Origin of the sequence: Corynebacterium sp. MSK047 (assembly GCF_030232285.1) — a bacterium.
GTDB classification, from domain to species: domain Bacteria; phylum Actinomycetota; class Actinomycetes; order Mycobacteriales; family Mycobacteriaceae; genus Corynebacterium; species Corynebacterium jeikeium_D.
The window spans coordinates 89,800-102,943 of sequence record NZ_JASPJI010000002.1 but is presented as its reverse complement, the minus strand read 5'-3'; the positions used below and the strand labels follow the sequence as shown (position 1 = coordinate 102,943).

Below are 13,144 nucleotides of genomic sequence, written 5' to 3'. Positions count from 1 at the left end.
GTGGACACTTCTGCGCCCAGCCTCGCGCGCTGGCACGCGCCGGATGCAGTGCTGGTTGCGCTCTCAGCTGTGGCTTCGGTTGTGCGCGTGGTCCGCCTGCCGCGCCGCAATCCAACACGCATCAACCCGCATCAACGCGCGTCAATGCACATCACACCTCACAACTGACCTGTCACTCGACATCCACACAGGGGGAAACACTCATGACCACTCAAAACTCCAACCATCCGACCAACCTTCCAACCAACTCTTCAACCAATCCGCTGACCGCTGCGCAGTCCCAGCTGCGCTCGTATTTGCACAAGCGTCTGCACGCTCTGGCAACTGAGGAAAACGGCATGTCAACCGTGGAATATGCTCTCGGAACGATCGCTGCCGCCGCTTTCGGAGCCCTGCTCTACACCGTCGTGACCGGCGGCGATATCACCCAGGCGCTCACCGACATCATCGAAAGGGCGCTCAACACCGATGTCTAGCCGCATCCGCTCTACGCTTCATCGCCTGTGCGTCGGCGACGAAGGCCAAACGACGGTAGAAACCGCTTTCGGTCTCGCGGCGCTGGTCACGGTCATGGTCACGGCTCTGTCCGGGCTGGTCACAATCGCAATGTACCTAGGGCTTACCGACGCAGCCGGAGCCATCGCACGGGCTGAGGCGCGGGGCGATGCGGAGACAGTAGCCGAGCTTCGCGCAGACGCGGATGGGCAGGTCGCGATATCGGAAACCTCCGGTACCGTGCGCGTGACCATTCGGCGCTCAGCGGGGCCATTTTCGCTGGAAGCACGCGCGGTCGCACTGCGGGAAAGAGCGGCATCGTCATGAGAAACGTGACAGCCCGCCTTCTCCGCGAAGAAGAAGGTTCCACCACAGTCGCAGCTGCACTGTTCATCGCCGCTTTCGTCGTTCTGACTTTGGTCGGAGTTACGGCCGGGGTGAGGGTGGTGCAGGCTCGGCAGGCAGCGGTAGCAGCGGACCTGGCCGCGGTGGCCGGCGCCGTGGCAGCGCAAGAGAGCGACGACGCCTGCAAAGCTGCGGGGTCAATCGCAAAAGCTAACCACGCACGCCTTGTGACCTGTGAGATTGATGGGGAGGACGTGCAGGTCAGCGTCCAACGAAAGGAGAGAAAAGCCACGTCCAGAGCAGGGCCGGTAGCGGTGGAGGATGCTGCTACTGGCCGTCGTTAAGCGCGCGCGACACCCCACTGAGCACCTTGATTGCGCCGGCCTTGTCCAACGGATCGTTGCCATTGCCGCACTTGGGCGACTGGATGCACGATGGGCAGCCGGATTCGCACTCGCAGGCGGCGACGGCATCGCGGGTTGCGCGAATCCACTGAGCGAAGGCCTCGTAGCCACGGTCGGCAAACCCCGCACCACCAGGGTGCCCGTCGTACACAAAAACGGTGGGCTGCTGGGTATCGGCGTGCATGACCGTGGAAACACCGCCGATGTCCCAGCGGTCGCAGGTGGCAATCAGTGGCAGCATGCCGATAGCCGCGTGCTCGGCTGCGTGAAGAGCCCCCGGCGCGATGTCGGAGCCCACGCCCCAGGAGCGCAGGGTGGACTCGGGCATTGTGTAGGCCACGGCGCGCGTGACCAAACGTTGCGGAGGGTAGTCAAGTTCAACACTGTCGAGAATCTCGCCGGTATCCAGACGACGAAGATAGGAGGTGACCTGGTGAAAGACCTCGACCTGGCAGGAAGCGACCTGTAGGCCCTGGTAGTGGCGCATATCGTCAACGTCCAGAATGCGGATGGTGGTGTCCATGCGCGAGCTGGTGGAATAGCGTGGCTGCTCGGGGTGGACCAGGGCTACGAGGCTGTCGAAGTCCAGCTGGTCGACAAGGTAGGACTCGCCGCGGTGCAAGTAGACGGCACCGTCGTGGACCTGCTGCATCGCACGGCCAAGATCGATGGTGCCAAGCAGTCGGCCATCGGTCTGGTCGACGATAGCCACTTCCTGACCATCGCCGCCACGGACGTTCACGGCATCGTGAGCAGTGGCGATACGCGGCCCTTCATCGCGGTCGGTTGGGTAGTAGACGGGCTCTTGTCCTTCCCAGGTGCGCTTGCGCAACCATCCCGCGGCCACCATGTCTTCGGCTACGGGCATGGTTCCCCACGCTTGAAGCTGACTGGTGGTTACGGGTTTCTCCACAGCCGCGCAGTAGAGATGTGACCACACCACATGTGGGTTGCGGGGATCGAAGACGGTCTTTTCCACCGGCCTGCCCAGCAGTGCGGACGGGTTGTGGACCAAGTACGTGTCCATGGGGTCATCGCGAGCCGCCAACACCACCAGCGCGCCCTGGCCACGACGACCCGCGCGGCCGGCCTGCTGCCAGAACGAAGCGACCGTGCCCGGGAAACCGGCCTGTACCACCGCGTCGAGGCCGCCGACGTCAATGCCCAGCTCCAGTGCATTGGTGGTGGCCACACCTAGCAGAGTGCCGTCATCGAGCATGCGCTCGATGTCGCGGCGCTCTTCGGCCAGGTAGCCGGCGCGGTAAGACTCGATGCGCTCAGCGATATCGCTGCGGCGACGCTTCTCCAGGCGCTCGCGCACGCCGAGCGCTACCTTCTCAGCACTGTTTCGCGAACGGGTGAAGGTCAGGGTGCGGGCGCCCTCGACAAGCAGGTCGGCCATGATATCCGCGGCCTCGGTCGGGGCGGGGCGGCGCACGGGTGCGCCGTTCTCGCCTTGGAGGTCGGGGAGCAGGCCGGGTTCCCACAGGGCGATAGTTCGCTCGCCGACCGGGGCGCCGTCTTCGGTGATGGCCTCAACAGGCTCGCCGATGAGGCGACGAGCCTGGTCAGCGGGGTCGTTGGTCGTCGCAGAGGCAAAAATCACGGTCGGCGAGGCGCCGTACTCGCGGGATAGCCGCAGGAGGCGACGCAGAATCTGAGAGACGTTGGCGCCGAACACGCCTCGATAGGCATGGCATTCGTCGACGACGATATAACGCAGGTTGCGCAGCATCCGCGTCCATCGAACATGGTTGCCGAGGACCGAAACATGCAGCATATCGGGGTTGGTAAACACCCAACGGGCGTGGTCGCGGATGGCGCGCCGGGCGTCTTGTGGGGTGTCGCCGTCGTAAAGCGAAATCAGCGAACTCAGTGACGCCGGTGCCATCGCGCGTGCAGTGTCCAGCTGATCGGCGCCCAGCGCCTTGGTCGGGGAGATGTACAGCGCGGTGGCCGCGGGGGTGGCGGACAGTTCTGTGAGCACGGGCAGCAGGTAGCCGAGCGATTTACCCGACGCCGTGCCCGTCGCGACGACGCAGTGCACGCCCTCGCGGGCGAGGTTCGCGGTTGTCGCCTGATGAGTCCACAGGTTCTCAATTCCGCGATCTACCAGCACTTCTCTTAGCCAACTTGGCACCCACTCAGGCCAAGGCGCGGTCACGCCAGCACGCGCAGGAAGGTCCGCAATGTGCGTCACTGTCGCCCGCGGATGCGCACGAATAACCGGCCCCAGCAGCTCCCGCCCAAACGACTCCACCGACGCCACCCTTTCCTGTAAACGCGCACTTCATATGCTTGACGACGCTTCCTGCCAGCCACATTCTCGCTATTCGACACCCCAGTTTGTCAGGGCCTCGAACACGGGTTTACGGGGGTGGCAAGAAGCTGTTCCTAATCGGCGCTCGCGCCCCAAACGTGGCAGACTTTTTGAGTGTATCGCCCGCCAAAGGGCACCCAGCAAAAACTCGCACGAGGCGAAAGGGTGCTTTGGCCGTGTTTACTTCATTGTGTGTGGCCGGATGTGCGTGGCGAATACTTGTTTTATCGAATCCTGAAGTTGGGAAGTTTTGTAATGGCACAGGGTACTGTGAAGTGGTTCAACTCGGAGAAGGGCTTCGGGTTTATCGCCCCAGCTGACGGTGGCAACGACGTGTTCGTTCACTACTCCGAGATCCAGGGCACTGGTTTCAAGACGCTGGAAGAGAACCAGGCAGTCGAGTTTGAGATTGGTGAGGGCCAGAAGGGTCCGCAGGCTCTGGACGTGAAGCCTCTGTAAGTCAACCGTTTCCGGGGTGAACTGGGCTTTTGTCTGGTTTGGCGCGCGGAATTTTTGGCTTTTCAAGGTCCATGTTGTGTTCATGGGGTGAGCCTTGATTCTCCCACGTGGAAAGTAATTTCTGCGTGGGATTTTTGCATTTCTGGTGGCGTTGGGGCGATGCGAGTTACTGACTACGTTTATGACAAAAATGGCCCGAAAAATGGCTTGAAAGTGTCATAAACTCATACAGTTTCACATTTGCAGCCCGCGATCACGCGGCCGCTGCGGCGGCTGCGCCCGCTGCGGCCTGTCGTGGCCAGCCACTGACAGCCACTGGGATAATCATGGCCAGCCGCACAGCAGTCGTCGGGTCGGCAACTGCCGGCCACCGGGGATCCCCCACAGCAGCCCCTTCAGTCACACCCAAAATCCGCCCGATACTTGAGGAATCCACGCGACAAACTAGATTGTGTGTACGGTATTCCTTATATTCTTCATATTCTTTCCAGATAATCTTCCGGGGAGAACGCGGCCGGGAACTGATTTGCACTGATCGGAACCGGTTGGAACCGATTGCGGGCCTCTCACAGCTGAAGCCCAGCCAGAGTCCGGCCAAGAACCCCAAGATTTAAACGAAAACAAGAATCTAAACAGTCAAAAACATTCAACGTTGCAGGATAGAAAAACTTCTATGGCGAATTCAGACGGCCTCAAGCGCCTTGTAATTGTCGAGTCGGCGACGAAAGCTCGCAAGATTCAGCCGTATCTCGGCGATGATTACATCGTGGAGGCGTCGGTGGGCCACATTCGCGACTTGCCCCGTGGCGCAGCCGATGTTCCGGCTCGTTACAAGAAGGAGCCCTGGGCTCGTCTGGGTGTGAATGTCGACAACGGATTCGCTCCGTTGTATGTCGTCAGCGCTGATAAGAAGAAGAAAGTCGCCGACCTGAAGGCCAAGCTCAAGGAAGTCGACGAACTCTATCTCGCAACGGACCCCGACCGTGAGGGCGAGGCTATTGCCTGGCACTTGCTGGAGGTTCTGAAGCCCAAGGTGCCGGTGCGCCGCATGGTGTTCCATGAGATCACCAAGCAGGCCATCTTGGAGGCCGCGGCCAACACTCGTGAGCTGGACCAGAACCTGGTTGATGCCCAGGAAGGTCGCCGTATCCTCGACCGTCTTTACGGCTACGAGGTCTCCCCGGTGCTGTGGAAGAAGGTCATGCCGCGACTGTCTGCAGGCCGTGTGCAGTCGGTGGCAACGCGGGTCATCGTCGAGCGTGAGCGCGAGCGCATGGCGTTTATCTCCGCTGAGTACTGGGATGTCGCCGCAACTTTGGACACCGGTTCGGCTTCTGCTGATGCCAACCAGCCGAAGGAATTTGTCGCAACCCTGACCAGCGTTGATGGTCAGCGCGTAGCGCAGGGCCGGGACTTCGATGACCGTGGCCAGCTGAAGAAGTCTGAGGGCATTCGGGTCGTCGATAAGCAGCTCGCCGAAACTCTGGCGGCGGACCTCGTGGGCTCCGAGCTCAAGGTCGCGTCGGTGGAGGAGAAGCCGTACACCCGCCGGCCGTACCCGCCGTTTATGACGTCCACGCTGCAGCAGGAGGCCGGCCGCAAGCTGCATTACACCTCTGAGCGCACGATGCGTGTGGCGCAGCGTCTGTACGAAAACGGTCACATTACCTACATGCGTACCGACTCCACGACGCTGTCCAAGGCCGGCATCGACGCCGCGCGTAAGCAGGCGTTGGAGCTTTACGGCTCGGAATACGTCGCCGATGCGCCGCGCCAGTACTCGCGCAAGGTGAAGAACTCGCAGGAGGCGCACGAGGCGATTCGTCCGGCTGGCGAGACGTTCGCAACGCCAGGTCAGCTGGCTGGCTCACTGGATGCCGAGGAGTTCAAACTCTACGAACTGATCTGGCAGCGCACCGTCGCCTCGCAGATGGCCGACGCACGCGGCACGTCCATGAAGGTCACTATCGCCGGTGCCACCGACACGCACGCCGTCGAGTTCGCCTCCACTGGACGCACGATTCGTTTCCCGGGCTTCCTCAAGGCATACGTCGAGGTCTCCGCGCTTTCCGACGGTCGCAAGGTCGCCGACAACGCCGAGAAGCGTCTGCCACAGTTGACGGAAGGCCAGGGCCTGACGGCCACGGACTTCAGTGCCGACAGTCACTCCACCAACCCGCCTGCGCGCTTCACCGAGGCCAGCTTGGTGAAGAAGATGGAGGACCTGGGAATTGGGCGTCCGTCGACCTACGCGTCGATTATCAAGACCATTCAGGATCGCGGCTACGTCTACTCCCGCGGCAACGCTCTGGTGCCCTCGTGGGTGGCCTTTGCCGTGGTGGGGCTGATGGAGGAAGCGTTCTCCGATCTGGTCAACTACGACTTCACCTCCGAGCTGGAGGATGAGCTCGACGGCATTGCTGCGGGCAATAAGGATCGCACGACCTGGCTGACCGGTTTCTACTTCGGCGATGACAAGGATCACCGCCACAAGGGAGCCGACGCTATTGCGACCCACGGTGGTCTGAAGAGCATCATCGATGTGAACTTGGAATCGATTGATGCTCGGAAGGTCAATTCGCTCCACCTTTTCGACGATGCCGAGGGCAACCCGATCATCGTTCGCGTTGGCCGCTATGGGCCGTACCTGGAGCGTACGCGCCCGGGGGCCGGTGAAAACGGTGCCGACGAGGTGCAGCGCGCCAACATCCCGGAGGCCATGACTCCGGACGAGCTGGATCTGGCCGCTGCCGAGAAGCTGCTGGCGATGCCGCAGGGCGGACGTGAGCTGGGCATTAACCCGGCCAATGGTCGCATGATTGTCGCTCGTGATGGCCGCTACGGCCCCTACGTCACCGAGCTGGTCACAGACGAAGAGCGCGAAGGTGTCGTAGCCAAGGCTGAGGAGATTATCGCAGCTGAGCGCGCCGAAGAGGACGCTCAGCGCGCTGCCGAGGGCAAGCGGAAGAAGAACTGGGAAACCAAGACCGCCGCCAAGCAGAAGGAAAAGCGCACCGCGGAAATCATCGAGGAAACTCTGAAGCCGAAGACGGCCTCGCTGTTTTCCTCCATGGAGCCGTCGACTGTCACGCTGGAAGAGGCTCTGAAGCTGATGAGCCTGCCGCGCGAGGTCGGTGTCGATCCGGTCGATAACGAGGTTATTACCGCTCAGAATGGCCGTTACGGTCCGTACCTGAAGAAGGGCACCGACTCGCGTTCACTGGCCAACGAAGAGCAGATCTTTACCGTGACTTTGGATGAGGCTCGTCGCATCTATGCTGAGCCGAAGCGCCGCGGTCGTGCTGCTGCGAAGCCGCCGCTGAAGCAGCTGGGCGACAACGATGTCTCCGGTCGTCCGATGTCGGTGAAGGATGGCCGTTTCGGTCCGTACGTCACCGATGGCGTCACCAATGCTTCGTTGCGCAAGGGGGATACCCCTGAGACGCTGACTGATGCCCGCGCCTGTGAGCTGCTGTCTGAGCGTCGCGCGAAGGAAGCCGCCGATGGCGGCACCAAGAAGGCTGCCAAGAAGTCGACTCGCAAGACCACAAAGAAGGCTGCGAAGAAGACCACCAGGAAGGCGGTCAAGCGCACCACCAAGCGAGTGGTGAAGGCGACCCGCCGGGGCAAGTAGGGCAAGTAGGTCTTAAGCGCCCGCCGCACCCGCCGCACCCGGCGCATCCTGCGGAGCAGGCTTGGGGCCGCCGACCCCGGCCAACTCCGCCCGCATCGTCGGCCCGTACGACAGCCGGCGATGCACCTTCTCAAACGGACCCTGCATGCCGCGACGCTCCATCGCCCACGCGGCGAACAATGTCACCAACCAGACGCCCACAGCAATGAGAGTTTGCACGAACGCGCCCATGTCGCGCGGGATGTCCAGCATAAACGGGTACACCAGCGCAAAGAAGATCACCGACTGCATCAGGTAGCCCGTCATCGAACGCTTACCGAGTGCCACAATCGGCACCAGCCAACCAGGTACAGCGGCGCCCTCGTTCAGGCGTCGTTGGAGCGGCTGCAGTGCTAACGCCAGCCCGGCTAGGATGCCAGGACCGGCGAACACTCCGGCAAAGTTATTAATTACCAAGAAGGCCATGTGCTGTCCGGCTGGAAGAACTCCAATCGCTGCCAACCCCATAGGGATGCCGACACCGAAAGCCACGACCACAGCCACCACGAGCCACCGAATAAGCAGGGGGCGGTGCGCGTCAACGTCGTCAAGCACGCCCTTGCGAGCCCACACGAAGCCAATCATCATCACCGGCAGGTAGAGGAACAGCTGCAGCGGCAGGGTAGTGATGCTCATTGTCAGGACCTGGAGATTCGCGCCGAGCATATCCAGGTAACTCGTTTCAATCGCGCCGCCGTTGACGAACTGGCTCATGTCGGAGCCGACGAACTCGGCGTCGGGCATCGCAATTACGAATCCCAAAAACAGCAGGCTCAGTGCAGCGTTGATCGTCAGCGCAATCCACGCGAGAATCGTCAGCACCTTGTTGCTGAGGCCCATAAGCAGCCCCAGGATGATGCCGCAGATGCCGTAGAGAAACATGATGTCGCCAAAGAACAGAAACAGCATGTGCGCGATGCCGAACAGCCCCAGGAACGCATAACGCTTTACGACGACCACCCGCGCCCGCGACCGTGGAAAGTTCCTCCTGGCCAAACTGCGGACGATGAGTCCCACACCGAAGCCGAGCAGCGTTGCGAACATCGGCAGCCCGCGGTTATGCGCGGTCACTGCGGTAAACAGCACGGTGGCCTTGTCGGCGATGCTGTCGTTTATGACGCCGCCGAAGAATGCTGCGGGCAATTCGGGATCTGCAACCAGCCAGGCAGTGGCAATGTTCGCGATTGCGATACCGAGGAGAGCGAACCCGCGCGCAGCATCGGGGACAAGCATGCGGGGACTAGGGGTGGGGCTAGAACTGGGGCGGTTGTCAGTCATTCCTCCAACGTAAAGGATTGGCGGGAGGGTGCGCAGGTTGGCGGTGGACGGCGATTGTTGCAGGAGCCTTGCGGCATATCGAAAAGCGATATAGTATCGAAAATCGATACATCGAATAACGATGTGTTGGGGTTTGGCTGCAGCTCCAAGCGCCCCGCAGAATAATCTCACTAACCGCGCCAATTACGGTGCAGTAAGGAAGTTAGCTATGGTATCTCCACAGACCAAGAAGCCAAATGACCCGTATGTCAATCAAACTAAGGAGCGCCGGGATGTAATCGTGAGCCTTTTTGCCGGAGTGTTTGCACTGGCTTACATTTTGCTCCAGCTCCGCCATCCGGTTCTTCATCAGCAGTTCCCCAGTGATCTGACCCTGCTTTTGCCCGAAGTGCTGGGAAGTGACAAAGGGGTTCCTATCGAGGTTATGAGTGGTGGAGTCCTCTCCTTGTTTATTGCTGCGACTGTTGTTCGATGCGCTATCGTCGCCGCGATTGCCGTGCTCTGCGTGTTGTTCTCACTCTCGTACCTGAAGGGCGAGTTTTTTACAGTTAAGACTGCGCGACGAGTTATGGCTATCTCCTGGCTGGTAGCGATGTATCCGGCAAGTAGTTTCCTGCAGCATATGGGTGAAAACTGGGTCGCAAGTGGCCTGAATCTGAGCGCGTGGTACCAGCGTGATCATGCCGATTTCAATGAGCACCTGGGAATATGGTTTGTCCTTATGATAGTCATCTCCACTCTCGGAGTTATGTTGTTCCGAGCTGCGCGAATGCAAGAAGACCAGGAAGGACTCATTTAAATGGCGAAGGTTGTGTGCCACTTAGATGAGCTGCTTGAAAGCCGCGGAATGACGTTGGCAGCCCTTTCCGAACAGGTCGGGGTCACTCCGGTCAACCTCTCAGTGCTGAAAAACAACAGGGCGAAGGCCGTGCGATTCACGACGCTCACTATGTTGTGCGCAGCTTTGGACTGCCAGCCAGGAGATTTATTCTCGGTGGAGTAAGTGTGTTCGCCGTCTGAGAAGTCTAGGGGTACTGGGCGCCCAACGAGCCCTAAGCTTCGTCGGCAAGCGTTGGGCGCACCGGGCGCGCAAGCTGCGTCATGTGCGTACGGCCGCGCAGCTCCACGGACTTCAGGGTGGTCCAGCGAGCCTGCTCGTCCTCGTTGGCCAGGCGAATGGTGGAAGCTGTGGCGAGCACGCGGCCCGGGGTGTCCTTGGCCAGCTCGGTCAGACGGGCAGCCTGGTTAACCGCGTCACCAATAACCGTGTATTCAAAACGGTCGCGGGCACCGATGTGGCCGGCAACGACGTGCCCGGCGGAGACGCCGATACCCGCGGTGAGCTGGAGGTCGAGCAGTTCCTCGCGCAGTTCACGGGCGGCTGTGAGGGCGTGCCCAGCAGTGTCATCGAGGGGCAGGGGAGCGCCGAAGACAGCCAGAGCCGCGTCACCCTGGAACTTGTTGATAATGCCCTTATTGCGGTGCACACAGTCAACAACGTGGTCGAAGAAGGCATTGAGCTCACGGACAACGACTTCTGGCGAGTTCTTCTCCGCGAAGTTGGTCGAACCAATCACGTCCACAAACAGCACCGCGACGAGGCGATTCTCGCCGCCCAAAGTCGGCTTTTCTTCCAGAGCCTTACGGGCGACCTCAGACCCGACATAGCGGCCGAAGAGGTCACGGACCCGCTGACGCTCCTGCAGGCCACGCATCATTTCATTGAAACCCGCCTGGAGAACGCCCATCTCGGAGCCGTCGTAAATAGGCACGCGCGTATCCACCTGGCCCTGGCGGACCTTGTTAATCGCACCCGTGAGATCACGAATCGGGTCGACGATGGACATAGTGGCCAACATCGTGCCGAAATAGCCGGTAATCAGAGCCAGAATTGCCAGCGCGGTGATGGTGGGCAGCAAATCTGCCGCGTCATCTGTGAATAGACCACGGCGCTGACCTATCAGCACAAGCAGGATTGCTACCACTGGAACACCGCTGGTCAACACCCACGTCTGGCGCAGGCGGTGGCCAATCGGTGGCTCCAGCGAAGAATCCGGGGCCCTACGCGCCAGCGCCTCCACAGCAACCGGACGCACCATGCGCTCCGCAATTAGATAGGTCAACAGTGCCACCATGGCGCCACCGAGCACCGAGGTGAGCAGCACCATCAGGCCAATCTTGCTGTCATAGGCGAACGCGACTCCACTGAAGACAATCACGCCCAGAGACCAGATGACGGTACCCAAGAGTGCCTGATAGACAGGCACGCGCATGACCAGATAGCGCACCCGCCGCGGATCGTGCAGCTCTGGATGACGCTGCCATTTCAACAGCGGCTTGAACAGGATCCAAGTAGTGCCGATTCCCGCAATAATTGCCAGAACCAGGTAACCAGCCAGGGCATAGATGACCCCATTAGCCAACCGCGGCAGGTGAGTTTCTTGGTTCAGTGGCAACAGCATGCCGAGGAACAAGCCGACAATCATGGCTCCGACAAGGTTGCAGACGAAGATAAATGAGGCATAAGCAGGCCACATTGTCCCGCTTAGCCATTTCAGATTTCGCCAGAGCCGTTGCATGATTACTACCTTAGTGGCAACCCCGGATTGCAGGGAGTAGTTACCTCACAAGAGTCTCGTGGGGCGCGCTAGAGTTGTGGCCATGACAGAGCCGATGACAGAGCGCAGCGTGTTTTCTCGTATGCCCGAAACCGGTGGGGTTCGCCAGCGGCTGCAGGCTGCTGTGCGCGCTGCGCATTATCGCTTTGCCAATGGCCAACCGCTGGCAGGCGATGGGGCGGAGGTTTCGCCGGAAGGTGGGGACGCGGGGTCGTCGTTAAGCGATGTGCCACGCGACTCGGACATGACGCACGCCTGGCTGTTCACGGGACCTGCGGGGTCGGGGCGGTCGGTGACGGCGACGGCGTTTGCGGCGGCGCTGCTGTGCACGCGGCATGACAGCCCCGGTTGTGGCGAGTGCGAGGGCTGCCGGACGGCGCTGGCGGGAACGCATGGCGATATCAAGATCGTGCGCCCGGAGGGCACCATCATTTCGGTGGCGACGGTGAGGGATGAGCTGCGGCCCTGGGCCTACAAGATGCCCACGACGGCGGATTGCCGCGTGCTAATCATCGAAGACGCCGACCGCCTCAACGAATCCGCCTCAAATGCGCTGCTCAAGGTGGTGGAAGAACCGCCGCTGCGCACCGTCATCATCATGTGCGCACCAACGACGAACGCGGAGGATTTCTCCGTTACGCTCCGTTCGCGCTGCCGCCACGTCTATGTGCCGACGCCGCATATCGACGACGTTACAAACCTCCTGCGTGCAGAGCGACCAGAGCTTACCGACGAGCAAGCGGTCTGGGCTGCGACGGTATCCAATGGTCACATCGGGCGTGCGCGTGGCTTTGTCTCCGATGAGGGCTCGCGTGCCTGGCGGGGCAAGGCCCTGGATTTCGTAGAGGCCGTGTTCGACCCGGCGAAGTCGTATTTGGCGGCGCGAGAGTTAGCCAACGAAGTGGCTGGCGAGGTGAAGCGGCGGATGGAGCCGCTAGAGGCTGAGGAGCTGGAGAATCTCGAGCGCTCGTTGGGTGTAGGTGCGTCTGGCAAGGGTGCGCAGGCGGCGCTGCGCGGCTCTAAGGGCGTGATCAAGGAGCTGGAGGATAATCAGAAGCGGCGGCGCAGGCGCGCGGAGTCAGATCTGATTGACCTGTCGTTGACCGACATTATGGGGCTTTACCGTGACGCCCTGGTGCTGGCGTTTGGGGCGGAACGTGCTGGGTCTGCTTTTGACGCTTCTGTTTCAGATTCCGGCGCTGATTCCGAGTTTGGGGATGGCTCCGTCTATCTCATTAATCCGGACCGTCGTCGGACAGCCGCAGAGCTAGCCCGACGTCTTCCGCCGGAGGCGATATTGGCCTCCATCGATGCTGTCACCGAGGTGCGCGGCATGCTGGTGACCGCGGTGAAGTTGACGGTCCTGATGGATGAATTGATGGCTAAATTGCAGATCGCAGGGCAGGTTGGTCGCAGGTAAGCCGCGAAAAGCACCTAATTCAGCGGACTGCAGGCCCCATTTTGGTAGCGATGGGGGCAGTGCAGTAGTATTACCGCTTGTACATTTTGTGCAGGGTTATTTCTGCTTGCTTGAAAGCTCGGCGCAATGTGC

The 13,144-nt window shown here is 60.9% G+C and carries 13 protein-coding genes; 9 read left to right on the top strand and 4 right to left on the bottom strand.

From position 1 onward, the window contains the following. Genes QP981_RS01220 through QP981_RS01205 form a run of 4 tightly spaced genes read left to right on the top strand, consistent with a single transcriptional unit; the run spans position 1 to position 1,184 of the window. A complete protein-coding gene (locus tag QP981_RS01220; protein WP_284857295.1) occupies positions 1-168 on the top strand; it encodes a hypothetical protein in 168 nt (55 codons plus the stop codon). Positions 169-203: 35 nt separating this feature from the next. Continuing rightward, positions 204-476 carry a DUF4244 domain-containing protein gene (locus QP981_RS01215; RefSeq protein WP_016421935.1) on the top strand — a complete coding sequence of 91 codons (273 nt, stop codon included), beginning with the start codon at positions 204-206 and terminating at the stop codon, positions 474-476. Continuing rightward, on the top strand, positions 469-822 hold the full coding sequence (locus tag QP981_RS01210) for a TadE family type IV pilus minor pilin (protein ID WP_053092999.1): 354 nt from the start codon (positions 469-471) through the stop codon (positions 820-822). The genes QP981_RS01215 and QP981_RS01210 overlap by 8 nt, the downstream gene beginning before the upstream one ends. Beyond that, positions 819-1,184 carry an Rv3654c family TadE-like protein gene (locus QP981_RS01205; protein ID WP_070603587.1) on the top strand — a complete coding sequence of 122 codons (366 nt, stop codon included), beginning with the start codon at positions 819-821 and terminating at the stop codon, positions 1,182-1,184. Before QP981_RS01210 ends, QP981_RS01205 begins: the two co-directional genes overlap by 4 nt. Here the strand turns inward: QP981_RS01205 and QP981_RS01200 are convergent. Further along, positions 1,168-3,504, bottom strand: coding sequence for a DEAD/DEAH box helicase (locus QP981_RS01200; protein WP_284857294.1), 2,337 nt, complete (start codon positions 3,502-3,504; stop codon positions 1,168-1,170). The two genes, QP981_RS01205 and QP981_RS01200, sit on opposite strands and share 17 nt — an antisense overlap. 315 nt (positions 3,505-3,819) lie before the next feature. On the opposite strand from QP981_RS01200, the gene QP981_RS01195 reads away from it, so the two are divergent. Then, positions 3,820-4,023, top strand: a complete 204-nt coding sequence (locus QP981_RS01195) for a cold-shock protein (RefSeq protein WP_005511370.1) — start codon at positions 3,820-3,822, stop codon at positions 4,021-4,023. Between the two features lie 253 nt (positions 4,024-4,276). On the opposite strand, the gene QP981_RS01190 is transcribed toward QP981_RS01195, so the two are convergent. Beyond that, positions 4,277-4,408, bottom strand: a complete 132-nt coding sequence (locus QP981_RS01190) for a hypothetical protein (protein WP_255466839.1) — start codon at positions 4,406-4,408, stop codon at positions 4,277-4,279. A 288-nt stretch (positions 4,409-4,696) separates the two neighbouring features. Between QP981_RS01190 and topA the strand changes: the two genes are divergently transcribed. Continuing rightward, positions 4,697-7,657, top strand: a complete 2,961-nt coding sequence (gene topA / locus QP981_RS01185) for a type I DNA topoisomerase (RefSeq protein ID WP_284857293.1) — start codon at positions 4,697-4,699, stop codon at positions 7,655-7,657. Positions 7,658-7,669: 12 nt separating this feature from the next. Here topA and QP981_RS01180 read toward each other — a convergent pair whose 3' ends face one another. Beyond that, positions 7,670-8,974 carry a DUF418 domain-containing protein gene (locus QP981_RS01180; RefSeq protein WP_350309460.1) on the bottom strand — a complete coding sequence of 435 codons (1,305 nt, stop codon included), beginning with the start codon at positions 8,972-8,974 and terminating at the stop codon, positions 7,670-7,672. A 208-nt stretch (positions 8,975-9,182) separates the two neighbouring features. Here QP981_RS01180 and QP981_RS01175 point away from each other — a divergent pair, with 208 nt between their 5' ends. Both QP981_RS01175 and QP981_RS01170 read left to right on the top strand, forming a co-directional pair. After that, positions 9,183-9,773, top strand: a complete 591-nt coding sequence (locus QP981_RS01175) for a hypothetical protein (protein ID WP_101688042.1) — start codon at positions 9,183-9,185, stop codon at positions 9,771-9,773. Next, complete coding sequence (locus QP981_RS01170; protein WP_284857292.1) at positions 9,774-9,977, top strand: helix-turn-helix domain-containing protein; 204 nt, start codon at positions 9,774-9,776, stop codon at positions 9,975-9,977. It begins immediately after the preceding gene. Positions 9,978-10,026: 49 nt separating this feature from the next. Here QP981_RS01170 and QP981_RS01165 read toward each other — a convergent pair whose 3' ends face one another. Continuing rightward, complete coding sequence (locus tag QP981_RS01165; RefSeq protein ID WP_070549776.1) at positions 10,027-11,553, bottom strand: adenylate/guanylate cyclase domain-containing protein; 1,527 nt, start codon at positions 11,551-11,553, stop codon at positions 10,027-10,029. Between the two features lie 82 nt (positions 11,554-11,635). Here QP981_RS01165 and QP981_RS01160 point away from each other — a divergent pair, with 82 nt between their 5' ends. Continuing rightward, positions 11,636-13,012 carry a DNA polymerase III subunit delta' gene (locus QP981_RS01160; protein WP_284857291.1) on the top strand — a complete coding sequence of 459 codons (1,377 nt, stop codon included), beginning with the start codon at positions 11,636-11,638 and terminating at the stop codon, positions 13,010-13,012. Positions 13,013-13,144 lie beyond the last annotated feature (132 nt).